Raw genomic sequence first — 23,409 nt, forward strand, 5'->3', positions numbered from 1 at the left:
GCGGTTACCCAGCGAATGCTCGCCTCCTGCTCAGCGCTTTTCCAGGCGCTGCTTGAGAAGTTGCAGGGTCTTGTCGAACTTGCCCTCGACCACCCGGCTCAGCACACCACCCATGCCCGGGATGCGCGAGCGGAAGCGGACGGTCCAGTCCACCCGGGTCTGCTTGCCTTCGGGGGTGAGCTGGATGTGTCCCCAGTAGCCGACAAAGGGCGAGCCTTCGAGGATGCGGTAGCGGTAGCCCTGGCCCGGGGTCCATTCGGTGATCTGCTCGCGAATGCTGCCGACCGGCGAGTTGACGATGCGCTCGGCAAAACGACCGTTGCGCTCGCCCTGCCCCGGTTTGTCCAGCTTGATCTGGCCAAGTCCGGCCCAGCTTGACAGCCCCTCGTGATCACCGAGCTCGGCAAACAGCTGCTCCGGGCTGGCGGCGATCTTGATCGAGCAGTCGACCCGCTGGTTATCCAGCTCCGGACGCTCGGCCATGGTGGTTGGCACAAAACCGAAGGCGCGATGCGCCCAGCCCGGCTTGGCCCACATGAACTCGTAGGAGAAGCCCAGCGGGTCATCCACGTACACGCAACCGACCAGGTTCAGGTCGAGCACCTTGCGGGTGGTGGCGACTGCGCCCTGCGCCTGCGCCTGTTCGAGCATGGCGTAAACGCCCTTGCCGCTCTGCGGATCACCGAAGCAGATGTTGAGGATGCCCTGGTCGCACAGGCGGTAATCCGCCGGCAGCGGTTTGCCCAACGGTTTCAGGTACTGCACGATCTCCAGCAGGATCGTTTCGTTGTCGCTGCCGCCGACAAATACCCGGCGCTCGCAACTGGCACCGGCCAGCCCCCACAGCGCTTCATGCTCGTCGCCATGCAAGGCAATCGGCAGCTCGCGCATGCCCAGGCCGCGGGTCACGAACTCTACCGAGCGGGCCATGTCCGGGGTGGACAAGGTCGCGGTACGGATGGCGACCGGGCAGTCCTGGCGGCCAGCGCCAGTTTCCTCGGGCAGCGGGTCGTCTTCCATCAGCTCGACAAACACCCCGTCGGGGTTGCGCACGCAGGCGCGGCGCTGGCCCGGCGGGCCAATCGGCGGTGTCAGCGGCTGGGTGCCGATCAGCTCCAGTTGCGCGAGCGCCGCATCAAAGTCCTCGACCCAGATGCCGCAACGGCTGTAACCGATATTGTTGGGCAGGTAGTCATCCGCCATCAGCCTGGAGTTGGGCTTTTCATACTGGAACATTTCCAGCTGGGCCCAGTCGCTGCGGCCGACCATGCACCAGCAGGTCATCGCCGCACCCGGCAGCTTTTGCACCAGGCCATCCGACAGCGGCGGCCGAAACAGCAGACGGTTGCCGCCGGCCGGCAGAAAGCCCAGGCCTTCGCGCCACCAGGCTTCGGTGCGGCGCAGGTCGATAACGGCAAAGGCTATCTGGTTCAGCGGCAGGGCAACGGTGGTCGGCATGCTGGCAGTCACTCGCAGGGTGATTTGATAAATTTGAAGGCATTACACATTATCAGCTGAAGCACCGACTGACTACCGACTTCTCCGCGCGCCGAAGCACGTTAGACTGCAGGCATTTCGCCGGCACCCAGCAGGACAGCGCATGAGCAATGCATACGACTACATCATCATAGGCGCGGGCACGGCAGGCTGCCTGCTGGCCAACCGCTTGAGCGCTGATCCGAGCAAACGCGTGCTGCTGCTCGAGGCGGGCGGCCGCGACAACTACCACTGGATCCACATCCCGGTCGGCTACCTGCACTGCATCGGCAACCCGCGCACCGACTGGCTGTACCAGACCGAGCCGGACAACGGGCTGAACGGGCGCACACTGCGCTACCCGCGCGGCAAGACGCTGGGCGGTTGCAGCAGCATCAACGGCATGATCTACATGCGCGGCCAGGCTCGTGACTACGACCAGTGGGCGCAGCTGGTCGGCGACAGCAGCTGGGGCTGGACGCAATCGCTGCCGTTTTTCCTGCAGCATGAAGACCACTACAAGGGCGCCAGCCCGCTGCATGGTGCCGGTGGCGAGTGGCGCATCGAACAGCAGCGCCTGCACTGGGAGGTGCTGGACGCCTTCGCCCTGGCCGCGGTGCAAGCCGGCATCCCGGCCACCGATGATTTCAACCGCGGCAACAACGAAGGCGTCGGCTACTTCGAGGTCAACCAGAAAGCCGGCTGGCGCTGGAATACCGCCAAGGCCTTCCTCCGTCCGACCTGCATGCAGCGGCCGAACTTCGAGCTGCGCACCCACGCGCAGGTGGCCAAGCTGCTGTTCGCGGCGCCGGCCGCAGGGGCCGCGCCGCGCTGCACCGGCGTGCAGTTCTGGGACGGCACGCAGCTGCACGAAGTGCAGGCACGCCAGGAAGTCATCCTCAGTGCCGGTGCGATCGGCTCGCCGCAGATCCTGCAGCTCTCGGGCATCGGTCCGGCAGCCCGTTTGCAGGCCCTCGGCATCCCGATGGTGAACGACCTGCCCGGTGTCGGCGAAAACCTGCAGGATCACCTGCAGATCCGTGCCGTGTTCCGGGTAAACAACACCCGCACCCTGAACACCCTGGCCAGCTCGCTGTGGGGCAAGGCGCGGATCGGCCTGGAATATGCTCTCCGCCGCAGCGGCCCGATGAGCATGGCCCCCAGCCAGCTGGGCGCCTTCACCCGCAGCGACCCGGCGCAGCCCTGGCCCAACCTGGAATACCACGTGCAGCCACTCAGCCTGGACGCCTTCGGCCAGCCGCTGCACGACTTCGATGCGATCACCGCCAGCGTGTGCAACCTCAACCCGACCAGCCGCGGCAGCGTGCACCTGAAAAGTGCCGACTTCCGCGTGGCCCCGGCGATTGCGCCGAACTACCTGAGCACCGCCAGCGACCGCCAGATCGCCGCCGACTCCCTGCGCGTGACCCGGCGCATCATGGCGCAGCCGGCCTTGCAGGCATTCCAGCCGGAGGAATACCGGCCCGGCGTGCAATTCCAGAGCGATGCGGAACTGGCGCAACTGGCCGGCGACATTGCCACGACCATCTTCCACCCGGTCGGCACCACCCGGATGGGCCGTACGGACGACCCCATGGCCGTGGTCGATGCCCGGCTGCGGGTGCTCGGCGTGGAGGGTTTGCGGGTCGTGGATGCGGGTGTGATGCCGCTGATCACCAGCGGCAACACCAACTCGCCGACGCTAATGATTGCCGAGCGGGCGGCACACTGGATCATCGAGGCAGCGAAGGGAAAAGCCAGCTGAGGCCTGCCACCGTTCCGGCGAACAACTCGACTATGCTTCAGCAAGTCAGCCGGCACAGGCTGCCACTGGATGCTCATCCGGGCCCGAGCACGTCCCGCCAGCCCGACTGAAGGCTCCAGCCTTCCAGCACAGGACAGATCGGCATGCTTATCGGCGTCCCCAAAGAAATCAAGGTGCATGAATACCGTGTCGGCCTGACCCCGCATTCGGTCGCCGAGCTGACCGCGCTTGGCCACCGGGTCTGGGTCGAAACCCAGGCGGGCGACGGTATCGGCTTCAGCGATGCGGACTATCAGGCCGCTGGCGCACAGATCGCCGCCAGTGCCGCCGAGGTCTTCGCCAACGCCCGGCTGCTGGTCAAGGTCAAGGAACCGCAGCGCAGCGAGCGCGCCCTGCTGGGGCCGCAGCACTGCCTGTTCACCTACCTGCACCTGGCGCCCGACCGCGCGCAGACCGAGGAATTGCTCGCCAGTGGGGCCACCTGCATCGCCTACGAGACCGTCACCGATCGCCATGGCGGTCTGCCGCTGCTGGCGCCGATGTCCGAGGTGGCCGGACGCATGGCGATCCAGGCCGGCGCCAGCTGTCTGGAAAAGGCGCATGGCGGGCGTGGCGTGCTGCTCGGCGGAGTGCCCGGGGTGCCTGCCGGCAAGGTGGTGATCCTCGGTGCTGGCGTGGTGGGCAGTCAGGCTCTGGCGATGGCCGTGGGTCTGGGCGCGCAGGTCAGCGTGCTGGACTGCAATCTGGACACCCTGCGCCGCCTGGATGCGCGCTACGGCAATCGCATCACGACCCTCTACTCGACGGGCAGCAGCGTACGTGAACAGGTGCTCGGCGCCGATCTGGTGATCGGCAGCGTGCTGATTCCCGGGGCGGCCGCGCCCAAGCTGATCAGCGTCGAAATGGTGCGGCAGATGCTTCCCGGCGCAGTGCTGGTGGACGTGGCGATTGACCAGGGCGGCTGTGCGGAAACTTCCCGTCCCACCACCCACGCCGAACCGACCTATGTGGTCGACGAGGTGGTGCACTACTGCGTGGCCAACATGCCCGGCGCGGTGGCACGTACCTCGACCCTGGCGCTGAACAACGCCACCCTGCCCTTCGTAATCGCCCTGGCCGGCAAGGGGTCACGCCGCGCATTGGAAGAAGACCCGCACCTACTGGATGGCCTGAATGTGGCCAGGGGCGTACTCACCTGCAGCCATGTCGCCGCATCCCACAACTTGCCCTACCAGCCGGCGCGCGAGGTGCTGCAGCAACTCTGAACATGTCCGGCGTACTTTCAGGCGCTGCCCGCGTTAGTGGTTGAACATGCGTTTGCAGGGTGGGTCAGCCGCGCAGCGGCGCAACCCACCATCGACGCCAAAGACATCACTGTGGCCGGCCTTGCGACCGGTCGGTGGCTTATGGCTGCTTGGCAGCCGATGTCAGGTCGTTCTGCAGGTCATGGGCGCGCTTGATCAGATACGCGCGGATCTTTTCGAACTCCTCCGGCTTCAAGCGCCCGCCAAAGGGTGGCATGCCCAGATGGGCACGGGCACCGTGCACGATGTTCTGGAACTGCTCATGCTTTTCCGCGGTCAGGTAGCGCAGGTCGGGGATGGCATTGGCGCTGTAGGCACTCAAACCGTGGCAGACCGAACAGTTCTCGCCATACAGCTTGCGCCCTGCCTGCACATCCTCGGCACTGGCCGTTTGTGGTGGCGGATTGGGCGGGGTCATGATGCGCCTGCGCACTTCCGGCATGGGTTCCTTGCCACCCAGCTTGAACACGAACAGGCGTGAATCCGGCACCACCGGCGAGTTTTCTGCCACCAGGCCGAAGGCAATCGGGAAAGCGCCGCCCAGACCGACGTTGAAGGCCACGTACTGCTCGCCATTGATTTCATAGGTGATCGGCCCGGCAATCACCGCACTCGACACCTGCTGCTGCCACAGGCGCTTGCCGGTATCCGCCGCGTAGGCAAACAACTCGCCAAAGGCAGTGCCCTGGAACACCAGATTGCCGGCGGTGGTCAGGGTGCCACCGTTGTTCATCATCGGGTACGGCACCGACCAGATTTCCTTCTGCTGCACCGGATCCCAGGCCTGCAGCTTGCCGGTGAACAACTTGACCAGCTTGTCACGGCCAGCCTTGTCCTCGGGTAGCGCCGGGATGTCCACGCCCAGGCTGTACTTGCCCTTCACCGGCTTGCCCGCTGTCTTCAGTGGGCTGAACTCTTCGGCGGTGGTGTGCTGGGGAATGTAGACCAGCCCGGTTTGCGGATTGAAGCTCATCGGCTGCCAGTTGTGTGCCCCCTGCGAGCCGGGGAACACCGTCTTGGTCTCGCCCTTGCTCCAGTAATCGGCCGCTTCGTAGTCGAAGATCGGCCGTCCGGTTTTCTGGTCGATACCCTTGGCCCAGGTGACGATTGAACCGAACTGGCCTGCCGAAATGAATTGCCCGGTAGCGGCATCGATGACGTAGAAGAAGCCGTTCTTCGGTGCCTGCATCACCACCTTGCGCGGCTTGCCGGCGATCGGCAGGGTTGCCACGATGATGTCCTGGGTGGCGGTGTAGTCCCATGAGTCGCCCGGGGTGGTCTGGTAATGCCAGACGTACTCGCCGGTGTCCGGCTTGACCGCGACGATCGACGAGAGGAACAGGTTGTCGCCCTTGCCCTCGCTGCGCAGGCCGTAGTTCCAGTAGGAGCCGTTGCCCACACCGATGTACAGCAGGTCGAGCTCGGGGTCATAGGCCATGCCGTTCCAGACGGTGCCGCCACCGCCCTGGACCCAGTACTGGTCGCCGAACCAGGTCTTGCGGATCATGCTGATGGTGTCCGACTCGTCCCCCTTGGCCGGATCACCGGGCACGGTGAAGAAACGCCATTGCTGCTTGCCGGTTTCCGCATCGTAGGCGGTGATATAACCGCGCACGCCCAGCTCGGCGCCGCCGTTGCCGATGATGACCTTGTCCTTGACGATGCGCGGCACGCCGGTGATGGTGTAGTTGCGCTCGTGATCGATGACCGTATCGACCGACCAGAGCTTCTTGCCGGTCCTGGCATCCAGCGCTTCCAGGCGCCCGTCGTAGACACCGACATAGACCTTGCCCTTCCACAGTGCCACGCCACGGTTGGCCGCATCGCAGCAACCCTGGTTCTGCATGCCGCGAAACACCTGGGGGTCGTACTTCCACAACAGCTTGCCGGTCACCGCATCAAGGGCGTAGACCATGCTGTAGGCGCCGGTGGTGTAGAGCACGCCATCGACGACCACCGGAGTCGCTTCAACCACGCGGTCGAGGTCGTATTTGAACTGCCAGGCCAGACCGAGCTGATCGACGTTCTTGTCGCTGATCTGTGTCAGCGGCGAAAAGCGCTGCTCGCCATAGGTGCGGCCGCTGGTCATCCAGCTGCCGGGTTCCTGATCGGCGTTCAGCAGGCGCTGGGTATCCACCGGCAGCGCCGCCGCACTGGCCAGCGCGGCAGCTCCGAGCAGCGCGCCAAGGGTCAGGACTTTGGCCAGCAACGCAGAGACTGACTGCCCGCACACGCCGCACTGTTTGACTGCCGCCCGACTCGCCGGCGGCGACGAGTGAAGGTCATGGACCAGTGTCTTCATAGCCGATAGTAAATGCATGTTCCTGGGTTCCCTGCTGACTGTCCGGTGATTGTTCGTCGAGCGCCGCGCCACGCTTAAACCGCTGCCGGCGCAGCGCGCAGAAGCTGCTAACAAAACAGTAGCAGAGCGCTACGGGCTGATGTCACTGGTCGCTGCCCGGCTTGCGCCGAGCAAACCGTGCCGCCCAGGGATTGGCACTTATGCCATGCAGCAGCACGCTCAGCAGCACCGTGCAGATGGCCGTGGCCAGCAGGGTGTTGATGGCCTGCAGGTTGCTGTCCATGATCATCACCGCAAACACGATGGTGGCCAGCCCGCGGGGACCGAACCAGCCGATAAACAGGCGGGTCTCGAAGTCGAGGCGGGTTCCCAGCAAGCTGATATAGACCGGCAGCATGCGGATCAGGGTCAGGCTGAGTACGGCGTACAGCCAGATCTCGACAGTGAAGCTGCTCCAGGCCCGGGGAATGACCATCGCGCCGAAGGCCAGCCAGGTGATGATGGAAAGCAGGCTGCCGAACTCCTCGCTGGCCTGCAGCAGTTTGTGCTTCTGCTGGTCGAGCAGAAACCCCGATAGCAAGCCGCCGACGAAGGCCGCAATGAAACCGCTGCCGCCAAGCGTTTGCGCGAGGGCAAACGACAGCAGTGCCAGCCCCGGCAGGGTAAGCTGCGACCACATGGGCAGCTGCCAGTGGTGCTTCTGCGAGACCCCCAGCAACTGCCAGGCCAGCAAGGCAAGTCCGGCACCTACCAGCGCACCGATTCCCAACTCCTCAAGGATCAGCTCAACCGCCAGGGCCAGCGGCTCGTGAGTCTGGACTTCCAGCATCAGCGCCAGAAGCAGCAGCAAGAGCGGCACACAGATGCCGTCATTCAAACCGCTTTCCACGTTGAGGCCTTCGCGAACCGGCGCGGGCACCACCGGATTGCTCACTACAGCCTTGCCCAGTGCCGCATCGGTGGGTGCCAGAATCGTCGCCAGAATCGCCAGTTCGAGGAGCGGGATGTGCGGAAACAGCCAGTAACCGGCCAGGCCTCCGGCGAGCAGGGTCAACGGCAAGCCGATGAGGAGCAGGCGCAGCGGCAGGCCCTCATTGGCATGCAGGACCTTCAGGTTGGCCTGGGCTGCATCACTGAACAGGACGATGGCCAGGGTCAGCTCGGCAAGCGCCTTGATCCCCTCCCGGGTCAGCTGCGGTTGCAGCACGCCGAGGACGGCCGGACCAAGCAGCAGCCCGGCAAGCATGAACATGAGCGGGCCATTGAACAGGCGCGACTCGAAGCGTCCGGCAAAAATGCTGTAGACCAGCAGGAAGGCAGCAATCACCGCCAGATTCTGATACATGGGGATCCGCTCCGGCAGCCAAGGAAAGGGAACAGCTTAATTGCACACCTGGATCGCGCGGACCTTTATGGACGACACGCTGGGATGCGACAGCTTGAATACGGCTTCGGCTGGCAAGTCCGCCAGCGCAGCTGGAGACAGTGCGGATTTCAGGCTCAGCCGCAGCTGCAGGCAGGGTTCGCCGTGCCAATTGGCCACCACCGGCTCATCCACATCGAGGACCTCGGGATGGGTGAAGTCGTAGCCGCACTGGCTGGCGACCTCCGCCAGTTCGATGTCGTCATCCGTTACCTCCACGGCAATAAAAACTGCGGCATACATCGACATTTCCTCCAGACAAGTGCGCAGCCTGAAGCGGCCACGCGGGGTTGTGTCCAGTGTAAGAGCAATTGCCCCGATGATTGCAGGCTTGTAGCAACGAAGATGACTGGGTAACGTGCCGGCTTCATTCGCGGAGTCCTGTCATGTTCACCTTTCGCCCTCTCGTATTCGCCCTGCTGCCGCTGTTCGCCGGCTGCCAGATGCTGGGCAACCTATTCACCGAAGAGCCTGCCGTCAGCCAGCCGCGCATCCAGGGGGAACTGACGCAGCGCGGCGAACAGTTGCTGTTCAAGCCATGCAAGGACAGCACCCGGTACATCCTGGTTGGCGAGCAAAGCGCGGCACTGGCCGGGCAGGCCCACAGCTTGCTGGCTGACAGCGGCAAACCCCTGTTTGCCGATCTGCGCGGCAGCCTGGAACCCGGCGCGCCGGAAGGCCAACTGAACGTGACTCGCCTGTACAAGCTGCAAAGCGAGGGGCGCGGCTGCAGCGATCCCAACTTCAAGCAACTGCTGATGCGCGCCAGCGGCAACGAGCCCGCCTGGAACATCAACATGAACCGCAAGGGCCTGGTACTCGAGCAGGCGGGCAAAGCCCCGCTGGCCCTGCCCTACGTCGAAGAGCAGCTACCGGATGGCCGTTTCAACATCAGCACCGAATCGGACGGCCTGCAGCTGGATCTCTGGCTGACGCCAAAAACCTGCACCGACAGCATGACCGGCAGCATCCTGCACCTGACGGCAGAGCTGAACCTGAACGGTAAGGTATTGCGCGGCTGCGGCGCCTATGGCGCCATGCGCAACGACTGAAGGCTGCAGTCTGCAGTCTGCAGTCTGCAGGCCGCGCAAGCACGGCCCGCAGGCAGACTCAGCCCTTCTGCTGTTCGACGATAAGCTTCTGCGCCGGCATTGGCGCAGGGAATGCCGCAGCGCCCAGTTCATCCTTGAGCAGGCGGTTGGTGTCGAAATACACCTGCCAGTAGTGATCGGTGTGGCAGAACGGCCGCACCGCCAGCACCGGCCCGACCAGATTGAACTCCAGGATCTCGACCACCACGGCCGGGTCAGCCAGCACGTTGGGAACGGCTGCGATCTTTTCCTTCAGCAAGGCGATGGCCGCCTTGTAATCCGCCGCACCGGACAGCTGGGCGGTCAGGTCCACCCGGCGGAAACTGTTGTGGCTGAAGTTCTGGATATTGTCGGAAAACAGCTTGTTGTTGCCCACCAGGGTCAGCACGTTGTCCGGAGTATTGATCGCCGTGGCGAACAGGCCGATCTCCATCACGGTACCGGTCACACCACCGGCGCTGATGAAGTCGCCGACCTTGAACGGCCGCAGCACGATGATGAAGCCGCCGGCCGCCAGGTTCGCCAGCAGCCCCGACCAGGCCATGCCGATGGCCAGGCCAACTGCGGCCAGCAACGCAGCGAAGGTCGTGGTCTGCACACCGAGGTAACCGAGGATGCCGATCACCAGCAGAATGTTCAGGGTGACGGTAATCACCGAGCCGACGTAACGCAAAACCGTGGGATCGACACTCTGCTTGCCCAAGGCACGCTGCACCATGCCCACCGCCGCACCAATCAGCCAGCGACCGACTACCCAGAAAGCAATCGCGGCGAGAATTTTCACGCCAAAGGTGGTTCCGTACTCGGTGACCTTATTCATCAGGATAGTCATATTGTCGACCGAGACCGCCTTGAGGGTAGCTTCATCCATAGTGCAGCTCCTGCGAGATGATTTTCAGATTGTGCGCACGGCTTGGAACTGCCGCAAAGCAGCCGTCAGAGCATGGCTGGCGAACGGGCAATGCGCAATCAGCAAGGCTTGCAACTGCCCCAGGAGGAGTTCCGGGCAGGAACGAAAAAGCCCCGTAATTCATTGAATTACGGGGCTTTTAAATAATGGCGGGAAGATAGGGATTTGAACCCTAGGTGCTATTGCTAACACAACGGATTTCGAATCCGTCCCGTTCGGCCACTCCGGCATCTTCCCAGCGGCGCGCATCATACCAGCCGGATTTGCTTTGGCGAAGCCCGGCGCGGATTATTTTTCAAGTCGGTTCAGGTGCTTGCGTCGAGCCCCGCTCGACTCGGCACCGCTCACCGATGAATCAGGCGGTCAGCCGCGTCAGGGCCTCACGGTACTTGTCAGCGGTTTTCTGCGCCACTTCCAGCGGGATCGCCGGGGCTGGCGGCTGCTTGTTCCAGCCGGAGGCCTCCAGCCAGTCGCGCACATACTGCTTGTCGAAGCTTGGCGGGTTGCTGCCTTCGGCATAGCTGTCGGCTGGCCAGAAGCGGCTGGAGTCGGGCGTCAGCACCTCGTCCATCAGGGTCAGGGTGCCATCCTCGTCCAGGCCGAACTCGAACTTGGTGTCGGCGATGATGATCCCGCGGGTGGCCGCGTACTCGACCGCCGCACTGTAGAGGGCGATGGCGGTGTCGCGCACCTTGGCCGCCAGCTCTGCGCCGATGATGGCTTCGCACTGCTCGAACGAGATGTTCTCGTCATGGTCGCCAACCGCGGCCTTGGTCGAGGGGGTGAAGATCGGTTGTGGCAGCTTGGCCGCTTCCTGCAGCCCGGCCGGCAGCCGGATACCGCACACGGTGCCGCTCTTCTGGTACTCCTTCCAGCCAGAACCGACGATGTAGCCGCGCACAATCGCCTCTACCGCCACCGGCTTGAGGCGCTTGGCCACCACGGCCCGGCCTTCCACCAGCGGCAATTCAGCCGCTGCGACCACGTCCTCGACGCGATCACCGGTGAAATGATTGGGCACCAGGTCCTTGAGCTTGTCGAACCAGAAATTGGAGATTGCGGTGAGGATCTTGCCCTTGTCTGGAATCGGCTCATTGAGGATCACATCGAAGGCCGAGAGCCGGTCGGTCGCCACCATCAACATGCGCTTGGCGTCGATCTCGTAAAGGTCGCGCACTTTGCCCGAGTAGATTTTCTTCAGACCAAGGGAGGAAGGAGTGCTCATGGATTGTGTCCGTCTGGAAAAAAACGGGCGAAAACCGTCAGGTTTTCGCCCATCAGATGTTTGACTGCCCGGCCTTGATGCCTCAAGGCTGAACAGGGACTGGCGTCAGAATACTGGTCTGGATCTGCCCCAGTACGCGAGTGGCCAGATCGTACGGCGCCATGCCGCCTTCAGGGGTCAGGAGTGCCACCTGGGTGCTGTTGCCTATGCCGACCAGGCGCACCAGGTAACGCTCGGCGCCGGCACCAGCATCTTCCTGTTCAGCCTCGTCAGCCGGACCACCGGTGATCCAGTCAAAGAAACCGGGCTCTTCCCTCGACTGATCCTGCGCACCGCGGGCCAGATCGACGTAATAGATGCCGGTAGTACGGTCAAGGTCGTCCACCCTGATGTCGGCAACGGCAATCGCGCGGCCGACGCTGGACCAGGCACGGTCATAGTCAGTGCCGAGGGTCAGCACGGGATTGCCACTGGCGTCATCCGCCACTCTGGCCAGCGACGGCGCATCGAAATCCCGCTCGGCGAGCAGGGAAACCTGCGGGCTTTCCTCATCGCTGGCGGCCATGCTGGTCATCAGGCCGTCCAGCAGGCTGGTCTCCACGCCGGTATCGGTCAGCCATTCGAGGTCTTCGTCACCGCTGTCGGTATCACGCAGGGCCGTGGCCACAAAAACTTCCGTGGTGCCCTTCTGCACGCCTGGTTCGACCCGAACGCGGATGCGGATGTCGCTGTCGCTGTTGCCGTCCTCGAGGTCCTCGGAACCCGGCCCCAAAGCGGCAGAGAGATCCTTGCGCGGCTGCCAGGCAGTGAGGAACTCACCGGTCTGCTGGCTTTGCTGGGCAATCTGGAACCCGCTGTTTTCAAAGAATTGCAGCGCCATCGGCCAGACGTCGGCGGTGCTGCGCTTGGCTACCAGCCAGCGCACATCGTCGTTCTTCTGCAAGGTGAAATCACTGTAAATGCCGCTGGTGGGCAGCAGCAGCGGCGGGCGCGGCACCTTGTACTCGGCGACATTGGAGTTGGCGACGTTGCCCGGAATCGGCAACAGGGCATCCAGGGGCTTGCTCTGAACGCCCTCCGGCAGCTGCATTGGAGCAGTCTGGCGGGATTCCAGGTAATCGTCGCTGCGATCACGGAAATAGCCATCCTTGCCAGTGAGACCCAACCAGCTGCAGGCGCTGGTACTGGAGATGATCAGGGCGAGCGCGGAGAGTCCGGCAATTCGCTTCATGCGCAGAAATACCTCGGATTAAGCCAATATGCCGGACTGGCGCATGGCCTGCCGAAGGGGTTCGTGACAACTCTGACTCAGCCAGGTCAACGGCAAGCGGATGCCGTCAGGGATCAAGCCCATCTCGTGCAGCGCCCATTTGACCGGAATCGGATTGGATTCGATGAACAGCGCCTTGTGCAGCGGCATCAGGCGATCATTGATTCCGCGGGCTACCGCGGCGTCACCGCGCATGGCCGCGGCGCACAGCTCGCTGACAGCGCGTGGCGCCACATTGGCGGTAACCGAAATATTGCCCTTGCCACCCATCAGGATCAGCTCGACGGCGGTTGCATCGTCGCCCGAGTAAACCAGAAAGTCCTTGCTGACCCGATCCAGCACTTCCTTGCCGCGCTGCAGGTCGCCGGTGGCTTCCTTGATGCCGATGATATTGGCCACTTTCGACAGGCGCTCAACCGTTTCCGGGAGCATGTCACAGGCGGTACGGCCAGGTACGTTGTAGAGAATCTGCGGAATGGCGACCGCTTCGGCAATCTGCCGGAAGTGCAGGTAGAGCCCTTCCTGGGTCGGCTTGTTGTAGTACGGGGTCACCAGCAGGCAGGCGTCAGCACCGGCCAGCCTGGCGGCCTCGGTCAGCTCGACGGATTCCCGGGTCGAATTGCCGCCGGTTCCGGCAATCACTGGAATACGGCCATTGACCTGCGCGACCACGCGACGAATCACTTCAACGTGTTCGACGACATCCAGAGTCGCCGACTCACCCGTGGTGCCGACTGCGACTATAGCGTTGGTGCCCTCTTGCAGGTGGAAATCCACCAGCTTCGCCAGGCTGTCCCAATCCAGACCACCCTGTGCATCCATGGGCGTGACCAGTGCCACCATACTGCCCGCAATCATGCAACCGCTCCTGCCATAAAATAAGAGCGTTATGGTACTGGCGCCACCTGCCTTGCACAAGCAATGGACAAGAGCGGCATTCCCCTGAGCCCGACTTTTCGCTAACCTGCCGGCCTGAGTTAGCGCCTTCACGCTTCGCCCACTTCCCTGCCTTAGGAATGCTGCATGTCCACCCCCCCAGTCCGCGAACAATTCCTAGTCATCAGCGCTCTTGGCGCCAACTCCATGGAGCTGACCAATGTGCTCTGCCGGGCTAGCCAGGAAAACCGCTGCGCGGTTGTCAGCACGCGCCTGAGCCGACATGGCGAGTTCAGCGCCCTGGTCCTGCAGATTGCCGGCAGCTGGGACGCCCTGGCGCGCCTGGAAACCAGCATGCCCGGGCTGGCGAAGAAGCATCACTTCACCATCAGCGTCACCCGCAGCGCTGCCCAGGAGCCGCGCCCCCAGGCGTTGCCCTATGTCGCCTACGTCAGTTCGGTCTATCGCCCGGACATCCTCAATGAACTGTGCCAGTTCTTCAGCGACCACAAGGTCGAACTGGAGAACCTGACCTGCGATACCTACCTCGCCCCGCAGACCGGCGGCACCATGCTCAACGCCACCCTGACCGTCACCCTGCCGGCCGGCACGCAGATCAGCTGGCTGCGCGACCAGTTCCTGGACTTCGCCGACGCCCTGAACCTGGATGCCCTGATCGAACCCTGGCGCCCCCAGCATCCTTGAGGATTGCACAATGACTATCGAAGTAGGCCAATCCGTAGCGGACTTCACCGTTCAGGCAACCAGTGGGCAGCAAGTGCAACTGTCTGCACTCAGGGGCCGCCAGCTGGTGATCTATTTCTACCCCAAGGACAGCACACCCGGCTGCACCACCGAAGGCCAGGATTTCCGCGACCTGTATGCGGCCTTCATCGCCGCCAACACGCTGATTTTTGGCGTATCGCGGGACAGCCTCAAATCCCACGAGAACTTTCGCTGCAAGCAGGCCTTTCCGTTTGAGCTGATCAGCGACACGGATGAAGCGCTGTGCCAGCAATTTGCCGTGATCAAGCTGAAGAAGCTGTATGGCAAGGAATATCTCGGCATTGATCGCAGCACCTTCCTGATCGACAGCAACGGTGTCCTGCGCCAGGAATGGCGCGGCGTCAAGGTGCCCGGGCACGCCGCGGCAGTACTACAGGCCGCTCAGGCCTTGCACAGCCAGTAGCCATAGACGCCAGCCGCCACCTCTTCGCGCAGCAAAGTGTGCCCGGCCAGACGGGCGAAAGCCCGAAAGTCGCGTTGTGAGCCCGCATCGGTAGCCAGCACCTTCAGCGTTGCTCCCGATGGCAGCCGATTGAGCTCCAGCTTGGCCTTGAGCAACGGCATCGGACAGCTCAGCCCACGCGCATCGACCTCGGCATCGCAAGGGTACTCAGGCCAGGCAGGATCAGTCATTTGAACTCCTCACAAAGAAGCAAGTCTACCCAACGCCAGTCTGTGCTGGCCAGCAAGCACCCAGCACAGATAAAGTAGCCACGACCTGATCAAGAGTCTTTTGCATGCACCGTCTGCGCCCTGCCCTGCTTTGCGTCGCCTGCCTGATTGCCGCCCCCGCCATCGGTGATGACCTGCCCTCGTTCGGCGACTCCAGTTCCGGCATTGTCTCGCAACAGGAGGAGCGCGAACTCGGGCATGCCTACCTGAGCATCATTCGCGGGCAGACGGCACAGATTCCCGACCCGTTGCTCAAGGATTACCTGGAAAACAACGTTTATCGGCTCGCCGAGTCAAGCCAGGTGCAGGATCGCCGCTTCAATTTCATCTTGCTGAAGAGTCGTCAACTGAATGCCTTTGCGGCGCCCGGCGGCATCATCGGCGTCAATGGCGGCCTGTTCCTCTACGCCCAGACCGAGGGCGAATTCTCCTCGGTTCTCGCCCACGAACTAGCACACCTGTCGCAACGCCACTTCGCCCGCGGCGTCGAGGCCCAGCAGCAGATGCAGATACCGGTGATGGCCGCCATGCTCGGTGGCATCATCGCCATGGCCGCAGGTGCCGGGGATGCCGGCATAGCCGCGATCGCCTCGACCCAGGCCGCCGCCATGCAGGCGCAGCAACGTTTCTCCCGACAGAACGAGCAGGAAGCCGACCGTATCGGGATGCAGACCCTGGAAAATGCCGGTTACGATCCGCGCAGCATGCCCGACATGTTCGGTCGTCTGATGAGCCAGTACCGCTATGACAGCCGGCCCCCCGAATTTCTCATGAGCCACCCGGTTACCGAATCGCGCATAGCCGACACCCGCAACCGCGCCGAGCAGTTTCCGGATGGCGGAGTAAAGGACACCACCCGCTACCAGCTGATGCGCACCCGCATCCAGCTGGTCTTTGAGGAAACCCCCGGGCTGGCAGCCAAACGCTTTCAGGCCATGCTGGCAGACGAGCCTGGCGCAGATCCGGCGCGGTATGGCCTGGCCATCGCGCAGATCCAGGGCGGCCAGCTCAAGCTGGCCGGTGAAAACCTCAAGCCGCTGCTGGACAAGGCGCCCAACGAAATCGTCTACAACCTGGCCCAGGTCGAACTGGACCTGACCGCCAAGCGGCTCGGCGAGGCTCGCGCCCGGATCGAGAAACTGCTCAAGTCATTCCCCAACAACTATCCGGTACTGCAAGCGCTGACTGACTTGCAGGTCAAGGAAGGCAAGTCGGCACAGGCGGAAAAAACCCTCGACCAACTGGTCAGCCTGCGACCATACGATCCGGACATCTGGTATCAGGTTGCCGAGGTGCGCGGCCAGACTGGAAACATCATCGGCCTGCATCAGGCGCGGGCGGAGTTCTTCGCGCTGGTTGGCGACTACCCGCAAGCGATCGAGCAGTTGAACTTTGCCAAGCGCCGTGCCGCAGCCAACTTCCCGCTGGCATCACGCATCGATACCCGGCAACAGCAGTTGATGGCCGAGCAGGCCATCATTCAGCAGATGATGCGCTGACAGCGCCTCAGGCGTTGCCCGTCACGCGCAGGCGGGCAGCCTGATTGAAGTCCAGCATGCGCTTGAGCGGCTGCACTGCCCGCGGAATCAGCGCTGGATCCACCAGCACCTCGCCACTGCCCGTGCGCAGGCAATCCAGCGTGCGCTGCAGGGTATTCATGGCCATCCAGGGGCAATGCGCACAACTGCGGCAGGTCGCGCCGTAACCTGCCGTAGGCGCCTCGACGAACGTCTTGTCAGGGCACAACTGCTTCATCTTGTAGAAAATGCCGCGGTCGGTAGCGACGATGAACATCTGGTTCGGCAGCTCCTGAGCCGCCTTGATCAGCTGGCTGGTCGAACCCACCGCATCCGCCAGCTCAATCACCGCTTCCGGCGATTCGGGGTGCACCAGCACGGCGGCATCCGGGTACAGCGCCTTCAGGTCATGCAACTGGCGGGCCTTGAACTCTTCGTGAACAATGCACGCGCCATCCCAGAGCAGCATGTCGGCGCCCGTTTCACGCTGGATATAGCGGCCGAGGTGCTGGTCCGGTGCCCAGAGAATCTTCTCGCCGTTATCCATCAGGCTTTCGACGATTTCCAGCGCACAACTGGAAGTCACCACCCAGTCGGCCCGCGCTTTGACGGCCGCCGAGGTATTGGCATAGACCACCACCGTACGTTCCGGGTGCTGGTCACAGAAGGCCGCGAACTCCTCAGCCGGGCAGCCCAGGTCCAGCGAGCAGGTCGCCTCCAGGGTCGGCATCAGCACGCGCTTTTCCGGGTTGAGGATCTTCGCCGTTTCACCCATGAACCTGACACCCGCCACCACCACCGTCTGCGCCGGATGCTGGTTGCCAAAGCGGGCCATTTCCAGCGAGTCGGAAACACAGCCACCGGTTTCTTCCGCCAGCGCCTGAATCACCGGATCACAGTAATAATGCGCGACCAGAACGGCATTCTGGCGCTTCAGCTCTGCGGCAATCTCAACGCGGCAAGCCGCCTGTTGTTCCGCCGTCAGCTGTAGTGGCTGCTTGGCATCCAGATGGGCCTGAACCAGCAGGCGTTCGGAAATATGCGTCATAGTTGCTGACCTTGAGGACAACCGTGTGGCTGTACAAACGAAATATACCACCCAGGACTGGAAATCCGGAGCAGGTAAATAGTTGAGCAAGGAAAGGATGCTGCAGGGAAGGGGTGGTGGGTCGTGCAGGATTCGAACCTGCGACCAATTGGTTAAAAGCCAACTGCTCTACCAACTGAGCTAACGACCCAACGCAAGCGCATGATACTGATTCCATTCAGAAAATCAACTTTTCAAACACTCACTGGTAACGAGTGGGATCGGCCAGACCCGCGCCGGCGAAGCCGGCGGCTCGCAGCCGGCAACTGTCGCAGCGACCACAGGCGCGCCCCTGCTCGTCCGCCTGGTAACAGGAAACCGTCAGCCCGTAATCGACCCCAAGCCGGGTGCCGGCCTGAATGATCTGGGCCTTGCTCAGATACTGCAGGGGCGCCTGAATCCGGAAGCCCGGCCCTTCCACGCCGGCCTTGGTGGCCAGATTGGCCAGCTGCTCGAAGGCCCGGATGAACTCCGGCCGGCAATCCGGGTAGCCGGAATAATCCACTGCATTCACGCCGATGAAGATGTCGCCCGCCTCCAGCACCTCGGCCCAGCCGAGCGCCAGCGCCAGAAAGACCGTGTTGCGCGCCGGCACATAGGTCAGCGGAATGCCTTCGGCAGGGGTTTCCGGTACGGCGATGCTGCTGTCGGTCAGTGCCGAACCACCGATGCCATTGAGGTTCAGGCCGACCACCTTGTGCTCGACCACGCCCAGCTGCCGGGCAATCTGCTCCGCCGCATGCAGTTCCGCACGATGGCGCTGCCCATAGTCGAAGCTCATGCTGTAACAGGCAAAGCCGTCGGCCTTGGCCATGGCTACCACGGTGGCCGAATCAAGCCCGCCGGACAGCAGGATTACCGCTCTTTTTTCGTTCATCTCAATGTCCCGGCTCGTCGTTCCAGAGAATCTTGTGCAACTGCAATTGCAGACGCACCGGCAGGTTGTCGGCAATGATCCACTCAGCCAGATCGCGGGCTTTAAGCTCATGCTGGCTAGGCGAGAACAGCACTTCGCCGGCGCGTTGATCCAGCCGGTACTCGATCAGCTTGGAAACCGCCCAGTCATAGTCCGCCCGTGAACAGATAACGAATTTCACCTGATCATTACTGGTCAGCAGGCCAATATTCTCATAGCGATTGCGCGCCACTTCGTGTGAACCCGGGGTTTTCAGGTCTACCACCCGACTCACGCGCGGATCCACCGCGGCAATATCCAGCGCGCCGCTGGTTTCCAGTGACACCGCATAACCGGCATCGCACAGGCGCTGCAGCAAGGGAATGCAATTGGGCTGCGCCAACGGCTCACCACCAGTCACACAGACATGGCGCGGCTTGTATGCGGCCACTTTGGCCAGGATCTCGTCCAGGCTCTGGATCTCGCCGCCACTGAAGGCATAGGCCGTGTCGCAGTACTGGCAACGTAAAGGACAGCCGGTCAGGCGGACAAACACGGTAGGCAAGCCTGCTGTGCGTGTCTCGCCCTGCAGCGAGTAGAAAATCTCGGTAATGCGCAGGGTTTCTAGCATGGTGACCACGGGCGTGATAGCGAAACAGGCCATCCGCCTCCGTTGCGTCTTGGTGACGAAAAATAGGGGATGGCGATTCTAACGAAAAAACCCGCGACTGGCGCGGGTTTAGTCCATCAAACAAACGTGTATCAGAGGCCCTGGAGGTCCCGCTGGGCCAACTGGGCCGCCGAACTGCCCGGGAACTGGGTAATCACCCGCTGCAGGATGGTCTTGGCCTGGGCGGTATTGCCCTGGCGCAATTCGACATCTGCCAGCTTGTACAAGGAGTCCGGCACCTTCGGATGGCTTGGATAGACCTTGCTGACCTGAGCGAAGGCCTGCGCTGCCGCCGGCAAGTCACCCTGCGCCAGATTCACCTCGCCCAGCCAGTACTGCGCATTACCGGCGTACTGACTGTTGGGGTATTTGCGCAGGAAACCGCTGAACGCCTGGCTGGCCTTGGCAAAATCACGCGTCTTGATCAGGTCGAACGCCGCGTCGTAGTACAGCTTTTCTTTTGCCGGATCCGTCGGTTCGGCGCTAACCGCAGCCTGGTTCTGTACCGGCTGCGCGGGCATCACTGGCGCTGCGCTGGCATTGATTGCACCACCGGCAGCAGGACCTTGACTTGCCGGGGCACCCGCAGTGCCACCAGCCAAGCGCCGATCCAGATCCTGATAGCGCTCAAGCCCTTCCTGCCTGAGGCGCTGAATTTCGTTCTGCTGTTCTTCAAGCAGACCACGCAACTGCGCCACTTCCTGCTGGAGTTGCTGCAACTGCATGAAAACCTGGCCTTGCGCCGAAACCGGGGCTGCTGCCCCGGCTCCTGCATAGGCACCCGCATTCTGGTAACCAGCCGGCGGATAACCGCTGGCAGTCCCATCAACTTCAACTACCGGAACCTCGGCCAGCGCCCCAAGGGGCAGGCTGAGGGCCAACAGAGTCAGAATGCGGTTGTACTTTGACATGACTGATTACTTGGTCATTTCAACGCGACGGTTCTGGGCCCAGGCTTGCTCGTCGTTACCCATGGCAACCGGACGCTCTTCACCGTAGGAAACCACTTCCAGCTGAGCCGGGGAGACACCCTGCAGAACCAGGTAGCGCTGCACAGCCTGGGCACGACGCTCGCCCAGAGCCATGTTGTATTCACGGGTGCCGCGCTCGTCGGTGTTGCCAGACAGTACTACGCGCTGACCATTGCCTTTCAGGTCCTTGGCATGTACGTCGAGGGCGCGCATGGCTTCCGGCTGCAGATCCGAGCTGTCATAGGCGAAGTAGAACACGGTGATGGCACGCAGGGCGGCTTCATCGCTCATGCTGCTGTCCAGGCCGCTGCCATTGGCACCAGCGTTGTACCCGGCATTAGGATCGACAGCACCTTCACCGGCAGCATCACCGCTCTTCGAGGAACAGCCGACAACAACGGCCAGAGCCAGTGCAACAGCGGCAAGTTTGCCGAATTTCAACATTTCCATCATGTAACTCCTGGTAGGTTTGAGTTTTTAATTCAGTGGGGCAATAACCGCTCTAATTCAGATAAGGCGACCAGGAAGGCTCCTGGACTTGGCCTTGGGCAGTGGGCAGTGGTGTCCGCACTCGACCATTGGTCGAAGCAAGCATCAGCACACCTCGGCCCTGCTGGCGGGTGGCGTAGATTACCATGGTCCCGTTGGGGGCAACAGTAGGCGACTCGTCCAGACTGGTTTCCGAGATGATGCGCAAACTGCCGCGCTGCAAGTCCTGGGCGGCCACACGGAACACCGCATAGCCATCCTGGCGATGCACCATCACCAGGGTCTTTTCATCTGCCGAGAGCTTGGGGTTGGCGTTGTAGTTACCGACAAAGGTCACCCTTTCGGTTGCACCACTATTGATATTTACCTTGTAAATCTGCGGTTTTCCGGCCCGATCGGAGGTGAAATAGATGGTCTGGCCGTCCTTGCCCCAGAATGGTTCGGTATCGATACCGCTCTGGTTGGTCACCCGCTTGAGCTGACGGCTGGCCACATCCATCACATAAATTTCCGGATTGCCGTCCTTGGAGAGCACCAGAGCCAGGCGGTTGCCGTCTGGCGACCAGGCTGGCGCGCCATTCAGGCCGGGAAAATTGGTCATCTGCTCGCGCCGGCCGGTATCCACGTACTGGATAAAGATGCGCGGCTTCTTCTGCTCGAAGGACACATAGGCGATACGCTTGCCGTCCGGCGCATAGCTCGGCGAGAGAATCGGTTCGCGCGACTGCAGCAGGGTGACCGCACGGGCACCGTCATAGTCCGATCGCTGCAGGGTGTAACGCGCATTGTTCGGCGCAAAGCGCTCGACGGTGACATAGAGCAGGCGGGTCGAAAAGGCACCACGGATGCCCGTGAGCTTTTCGAACGACTGATCGGCAATGTGGTGAGCCATGTCCCGCAACTGCTCAACGCCACCGCTGACGGTGCCGGCCATTACCTGCTGCTCGGTGGTCACATTGAACACGGCAAAACTGACCTGCAGGCGCCCCCCCGCCGGGGTGATATTGCCGATCAGCAGGTATTGCGCGCCTACCGCCTTCCAGTCGCGATAAATGATTTCCGCAGGCTGGCTGGGCTGGCTGATCATGTTCTGCCGGGCAATCGGCTCGAAAAAGCCGGAGTTGCGCATATCGCTGCCGATGATGCTGGACAGGTCTTCCGGCAACACCGAGCCAGCCTGCCAGCCGAACGGCACTACGGCAATCGGGATTGCCCGATCCGTGCCACGCGAGATCAGCAGCGGATCCGCTGCCTGAACGCTGCCAACCAGCAGCGTCAGGCCGAGTAGCAGGATATGGATGAGTTTATTCACAGAGACAAGTCCTCCGGTTTGAAAATGACGCGCCTTTTACGATACATGGCATCGAAAGTCGCACGGTCGAGCTGTTGCATTTCCTGAATCCGGCCGACGTTGCGCACCGCAGCAACGGCCGAGTTGTCGAAGGGCAGGTCACCACTGGAGCGGGTCACGCTGGCGTTGCTGATGGTGCCATCGGGCAGCATCTCGATCAGCACCTCGACACTCATGCCGTTACGCGCAGACGGCGGGCGCTGCCATTGCTCACTGACCAGTTTGATCAGCAGATCATCCAGATTACCCGCCACCTGGTCGCCGACGGTATCGGCCAGCGCCTGCTGGTACTCGGTGTTTTCGGCAAGCAGCTCAGCCAGCGCCTGCGCCTTCTTGTCCTCCGCAGCCTTGCGCGAGGCTTCCTGCGCAGCCTTCTTCTTGGCGGCTTCTGCGGCAGCTTTCTTCTTCGCCTCTTCCGCAGCGGCCTTCTTCTTGGCTTCCTCGGCGGCCTTTTTCTTCTCTTGTTCGGACTTCTTCTTGGCAATTTCAGCCTGTTTCTTCTGCTCGGCCGCCTTCTTGGTCGCTTCTGCCTTTTTCTGTTCGGCCACTTTCTTCTGCTCGGCCGCCTTGGCAGCGGCAGCTTGCTTTTGCTGTTCGACCTTCTTGGTTTCCAGCTGCTCGACCTGATTGCTCGGCGCAGCGGTCTTCTTCGCCTCGCCAGCGATTTTCTGCGGCGTCTGGGTAGTTGCCCGGCTCTGCGACTTGAGCTGGTACAGGGTGGTCTGGATGATCGGGCGCGCGGGTGGCAGCTCCGGGGTGAACTGGAAGCTGACAAACAACAGGACAAACATCAGCAGGTGCAGCGAAAGCGCCCATACCACTGGCCAGAAATAACTTTCCGAGGGAGACCGCTCGCTCAGATGTCGCATCAGGGAGCCTCGGTAATCAGCCCGACATTGCTGACGCCAGCCTGCTGCAGACCGCCCATGACTTTCATCACCGCCTCGTAGGGCACGCGCTTGTCACCGCGCACGAAGACCTGCACCGCCTTGCCCTGGCCGCTGTTGGCACCGAGGATGCTGCTCACGGCACTGATCAGTTGCGGCAGCTCCGTAGAGACCTCGCTGCCCTTGCCCTGGTCGGGATCGACTTCCTCGCCCATGTTCCAGTAGTAGGTCTGGTCAGCCTTGATCGAGATGGTCAGTACCCGCGAGTCATTGTCCTGCGGCAAGGCCTGGCTCGAGACCTTGGGCAGGTCGACCTTGACGCCCTGGTTGAGCATCGGGGCGGTCACCATGAAGATGACCAGCAGCACCAGCATCACGTCGATGTAGGGCACCACGTTCATTTCGGCAACCGGTTTGCGTCTTTTGCGAATTCTGGCCATGG

At 62.4% G+C, this 23,409-nt stretch carries 23 protein-coding genes and 2 tRNA genes; 6 read left to right on the forward strand and 19 right to left on the reverse strand.

Going from position 1 to position 23,409, the window contains the following annotated elements:
- Positions 1-30: 30 nt before the first annotated feature.
- Entirely contained in the window at positions 31-1,458 is a 1,428-nt protein-coding gene (locus ISX93_RS04525; RefSeq protein WP_195777514.1) for an SRPBCC family protein, read from the reverse strand.
- Positions 1,459-1,600: 142 nt separating this feature from the next.
- Here ISX93_RS04525 and ISX93_RS04530 point away from each other — a divergent pair, with 142 nt between their 5' ends.
- Entirely contained in the window at positions 1,601-3,241 is a 1,641-nt protein-coding gene (locus ISX93_RS04530) for a GMC family oxidoreductase (RefSeq protein WP_195777515.1), read from the forward strand.
- Positions 3,242-3,384: 143 nt separating this feature from the next.
- Positions 3,385-4,506 (forward strand): alanine dehydrogenase, encoded by a 1,122-nt coding sequence (gene ald / locus ISX93_RS04535; RefSeq protein ID WP_195777516.1) that lies wholly within the window; start codon positions 3,385-3,387, stop codon positions 4,504-4,506.
- 139 nt (positions 4,507-4,645) lie between these two features.
- On the opposite strand, the gene ISX93_RS04540 is transcribed toward ald, so the two are convergent.
- The 3 genes from ISX93_RS04540 to ISX93_RS04550 form a co-directional block, all read right to left on the reverse strand.
- Positions 4,646-6,865 carry a PQQ-dependent dehydrogenase, methanol/ethanol family gene (locus tag ISX93_RS04540; protein ID WP_229732034.1) on the reverse strand — a complete coding sequence of 740 codons (2,220 nt, stop codon included), beginning with the start codon at positions 6,863-6,865 and terminating at the stop codon, positions 4,646-4,648.
- A gap of 124 nt (positions 6,866-6,989) precedes the next feature.
- On the reverse strand, positions 6,990-8,192 hold the full coding sequence (locus ISX93_RS04545; RefSeq protein WP_195777517.1) for a cation:proton antiporter: 1,203 nt from the start codon (positions 8,190-8,192) through the stop codon (positions 6,990-6,992).
- Positions 8,193-8,228: 36 nt separating this feature from the next.
- Positions 8,229-8,513, reverse strand: a complete 285-nt coding sequence (locus tag ISX93_RS04550) for a hypothetical protein (RefSeq protein ID WP_195777518.1) — start codon at positions 8,511-8,513, stop codon at positions 8,229-8,231.
- A 143-nt stretch (positions 8,514-8,656) separates the two neighbouring features.
- Here ISX93_RS04550 and ISX93_RS04555 point away from each other — a divergent pair, with 143 nt between their 5' ends.
- Positions 8,657-9,322: a COG3650 family protein gene (locus ISX93_RS04555; protein ID WP_195777519.1), complete on the forward strand. Its 666-nt coding sequence runs from the start codon at positions 8,657-8,659 to the stop codon at positions 9,320-9,322.
- A 58-nt stretch (positions 9,323-9,380) separates the two neighbouring features.
- Here ISX93_RS04555 and ISX93_RS04560 read toward each other — a convergent pair whose 3' ends face one another.
- The 5 genes from ISX93_RS04560 to dapA all read right to left on the reverse strand — a co-directional run bounded on the left by ISX93_RS04560 (position 9,381) and on the right by dapA (position 13,624).
- Positions 9,381-10,193 (reverse strand): mechanosensitive ion channel family protein, encoded by an 813-nt coding sequence (locus ISX93_RS04560; RefSeq protein WP_374987651.1) that lies wholly within the window; start codon positions 10,191-10,193, stop codon positions 9,381-9,383.
- Between the two features lie 225 nt (positions 10,194-10,418).
- Positions 10,419-10,508 (reverse strand) — tRNA-Ser (locus tag ISX93_RS04565).
- Between the two features lie 118 nt (positions 10,509-10,626).
- Positions 10,627-11,496: a phosphoribosylaminoimidazolesuccinocarboxamide synthase gene (locus tag ISX93_RS04570; RefSeq protein ID WP_195777521.1), complete on the reverse strand. Its 870-nt coding sequence runs from the start codon at positions 11,494-11,496 to the stop codon at positions 10,627-10,629.
- Positions 11,497-11,578: 82 nt separating this feature from the next.
- Complete coding sequence (bamC, locus tag ISX93_RS04575; RefSeq protein WP_195777522.1) at positions 11,579-12,727, reverse strand: outer membrane protein assembly factor BamC; 1,149 nt, start codon at positions 12,725-12,727, stop codon at positions 11,579-11,581.
- 18 nt (positions 12,728-12,745) lie between these two features.
- Positions 12,746-13,624: a 4-hydroxy-tetrahydrodipicolinate synthase gene (gene dapA, locus ISX93_RS04580; RefSeq protein ID WP_195777523.1), complete on the reverse strand. Its 879-nt coding sequence runs from the start codon at positions 13,622-13,624 to the stop codon at positions 12,746-12,748.
- A 165-nt stretch (positions 13,625-13,789) separates the two neighbouring features.
- Here dapA and ISX93_RS04585 point away from each other — a divergent pair, with 165 nt between their 5' ends.
- Positions 13,790-14,347 carry a glycine cleavage system protein R gene (locus ISX93_RS04585; RefSeq protein WP_195777524.1) on the forward strand — a complete coding sequence of 186 codons (558 nt, stop codon included), beginning with the start codon at positions 13,790-13,792 and terminating at the stop codon, positions 14,345-14,347.
- Between the two features lie 10 nt (positions 14,348-14,357).
- Complete coding sequence (locus tag ISX93_RS04590; protein ID WP_195777525.1) at positions 14,358-14,831, forward strand: peroxiredoxin; 474 nt, start codon at positions 14,358-14,360, stop codon at positions 14,829-14,831.
- On the opposite strand, the gene ISX93_RS04595 is transcribed toward ISX93_RS04590, so the two are convergent.
- Positions 14,810-15,061: a sulfurtransferase TusA family protein gene (locus ISX93_RS04595; RefSeq protein ID WP_195777526.1), complete on the reverse strand. Its 252-nt coding sequence runs from the start codon at positions 15,059-15,061 to the stop codon at positions 14,810-14,812. The two genes, ISX93_RS04590 and ISX93_RS04595, sit on opposite strands and share 22 nt — an antisense overlap.
- 104 nt (positions 15,062-15,165) lie before the next feature.
- Between ISX93_RS04595 and ISX93_RS04600 the strand changes: the two genes are divergently transcribed.
- On the forward strand, positions 15,166-16,599 hold the full coding sequence (locus ISX93_RS04600; protein ID WP_195777527.1) for a M48 family metalloprotease: 1,434 nt from the start codon (positions 15,166-15,168) through the stop codon (positions 16,597-16,599).
- Positions 16,600-16,606: 7 nt separating this feature from the next.
- On the opposite strand, the gene nadA is transcribed toward ISX93_RS04600, so the two are convergent.
- The 9 genes from nadA to tolR form a co-directional block, all read right to left on the reverse strand.
- A complete protein-coding gene (nadA, locus tag ISX93_RS04605) occupies positions 16,607-17,665 on the reverse strand; it encodes a quinolinate synthase NadA (RefSeq protein WP_195777528.1) in 1,059 nt (352 codons plus the stop codon).
- A gap of 114 nt (positions 17,666-17,779) precedes the next feature.
- Positions 17,780-17,855, reverse strand: a tRNA-Lys gene (locus ISX93_RS04610).
- 51 nt (positions 17,856-17,906) lie between these two features.
- On the reverse strand, positions 17,907-18,581 hold the full coding sequence (gene queC / locus ISX93_RS04615) for a 7-cyano-7-deazaguanine synthase QueC (RefSeq protein ID WP_195777529.1): 675 nt from the start codon (positions 18,579-18,581) through the stop codon (positions 17,907-17,909).
- A 1-nt stretch (position 18,582) separates the two neighbouring features.
- On the reverse strand, positions 18,583-19,230 hold the full coding sequence (queE, locus tag ISX93_RS04620) for a 7-carboxy-7-deazaguanine synthase QueE (RefSeq protein ID WP_195777530.1): 648 nt from the start codon (positions 19,228-19,230) through the stop codon (positions 18,583-18,585).
- A 131-nt stretch (positions 19,231-19,361) separates the two neighbouring features.
- The gene (gene ybgF, locus ISX93_RS04625) at positions 19,362-20,180 is read right to left on the reverse strand and encodes a tol-pal system protein YbgF (protein WP_195777531.1); all 819 of its coding nucleotides are present in this window, start codon (positions 20,178-20,180) and stop codon (positions 19,362-19,364) included.
- Positions 20,181-20,186: 6 nt separating this feature from the next.
- On the reverse strand, positions 20,187-20,690 hold the full coding sequence (gene pal / locus ISX93_RS04630) for a peptidoglycan-associated lipoprotein Pal (protein WP_195777532.1): 504 nt from the start codon (positions 20,688-20,690) through the stop codon (positions 20,187-20,189).
- 52 nt (positions 20,691-20,742) lie between these two features.
- A complete protein-coding gene (tolB, locus tag ISX93_RS04635; RefSeq protein WP_195777533.1) occupies positions 20,743-22,041 on the reverse strand; it encodes a Tol-Pal system beta propeller repeat protein TolB in 1,299 nt (432 codons plus the stop codon).
- Positions 22,038-22,949, reverse strand: coding sequence for a cell envelope integrity protein TolA (tolA, locus tag ISX93_RS04640; RefSeq protein WP_195777534.1), 912 nt, complete (start codon positions 22,947-22,949; stop codon positions 22,038-22,040). Before tolA ends, tolB begins: the two co-directional genes overlap by 4 nt.
- Positions 22,949-23,407 carry a protein TolR gene (tolR, locus tag ISX93_RS04645; protein ID WP_195777535.1) on the reverse strand — a complete coding sequence of 153 codons (459 nt, stop codon included), beginning with the start codon at positions 23,405-23,407 and terminating at the stop codon, positions 22,949-22,951. Before tolR ends, tolA begins: the two co-directional genes overlap by 1 nt.
- Between the last annotated feature and the right edge of the window lie 2 nt (positions 23,408-23,409).

Origin of the sequence: Pseudomonas sp. N040 (assembly GCF_015637705.1) — a bacterium.
In the GTDB taxonomy this organism is placed as follows: Bacteria; Pseudomonadota; Gammaproteobacteria; order Pseudomonadales; family Pseudomonadaceae; genus Aquipseudomonas.

Bases quoted from the DNA above. Each gene is read 5' to 3' on its own strand.
- ald (WP_195777516.1), top strand. From the start codon at position 3,385: ATGCTTATCGGCGTCCCCAAAGAAATCAAGGTGCATGAATACCGTGTC.
- bamC (WP_195777522.1), bottom strand. From the start codon at position 12,727: ATGAAGCGAATTGCCGGACTCTCCGCGCTCGCCCTGATCATCTCCAGT.
- ISX93_RS04595 (WP_195777526.1), bottom strand. From the start codon at position 15,061: ATGACTGATCCTGCCTGGCCTGAGTACCCTTGCGATGCCGAGGTCGAT.
- ISX93_RS04560 (WP_374987651.1), bottom strand. From the start codon at position 10,193: ATGACTATCCTGATGAATAAGGTCACCGAGTACGGAACCACCTTTGGC.
- queC (WP_195777529.1), bottom strand. From the start codon at position 18,581: ATGAACGAAAAAAGAGCGGTAATCCTGCTGTCCGGCGGGCTTGATTCG.
- ISX93_RS04570 (WP_195777521.1), bottom strand. From the start codon at position 11,496: ATGAGCACTCCTTCCTCCCTTGGTCTGAAGAAAATCTACTCGGGCAAA.
- nadA (WP_195777528.1), bottom strand. From the start codon at position 17,665: ATGACGCATATTTCCGAACGCCTGCTGGTTCAGGCCCATCTGGATGCC.
- ISX93_RS04545 (WP_195777517.1), bottom strand. From the start codon at position 8,192: ATGTATCAGAATCTGGCGGTGATTGCTGCCTTCCTGCTGGTCTACAGC.
- ISX93_RS04555 (WP_195777519.1), top strand. From the start codon at position 8,657: ATGTTCACCTTTCGCCCTCTCGTATTCGCCCTGCTGCCGCTGTTCGCC.
- tolA (WP_195777534.1), bottom strand. From the start codon at position 22,949: ATGCGACATCTGAGCGAGCGGTCTCCCTCGGAAAGTTATTTCTGGCCA.
- ybgF (WP_195777531.1), bottom strand. From the start codon at position 20,180: ATGTCAAAGTACAACCGCATTCTGACTCTGTTGGCCCTCAGCCTGCCC.
- tolR (WP_195777535.1), bottom strand. From the start codon at position 23,407: ATGGCCAGAATTCGCAAAAGACGCAAACCGGTTGCCGAAATGAACGTG.
- queE (WP_195777530.1), bottom strand. From the start codon at position 19,230: ATGCTAGAAACCCTGCGCATTACCGAGATTTTCTACTCGCTGCAGGGC.
- dapA (WP_195777523.1), bottom strand. From the start codon at position 13,624: ATGATTGCGGGCAGTATGGTGGCACTGGTCACGCCCATGGATGCACAG.
- ISX93_RS04590 (WP_195777525.1), top strand. From the start codon at position 14,358: ATGACTATCGAAGTAGGCCAATCCGTAGCGGACTTCACCGTTCAGGCA.
- ISX93_RS04600 (WP_195777527.1), top strand. From the start codon at position 15,166: ATGCACCGTCTGCGCCCTGCCCTGCTTTGCGTCGCCTGCCTGATTGCC.
- ISX93_RS04585 (WP_195777524.1), top strand. From the start codon at position 13,790: ATGTCCACCCCCCCAGTCCGCGAACAATTCCTAGTCATCAGCGCTCTT.
- ISX93_RS04550 (WP_195777518.1), bottom strand. From the start codon at position 8,513: ATGTATGCCGCAGTTTTTATTGCCGTGGAGGTAACGGATGACGACATC.
- ISX93_RS04525 (WP_195777514.1), bottom strand. From the start codon at position 1,458: ATGCCGACCACCGTTGCCCTGCCGCTGAACCAGATAGCCTTTGCCGTT.
- pal (WP_195777532.1), bottom strand. From the start codon at position 20,690: ATGGAAATGTTGAAATTCGGCAAACTTGCCGCTGTTGCACTGGCTCTG.
- ISX93_RS04540 (WP_229732034.1), bottom strand. From the start codon at position 6,865: ATGCATTTACTATCGGCTATGAAGACACTGGTCCATGACCTTCACTCG.
- ISX93_RS04530 (WP_195777515.1), top strand. From the start codon at position 1,601: ATGAGCAATGCATACGACTACATCATCATAGGCGCGGGCACGGCAGGC.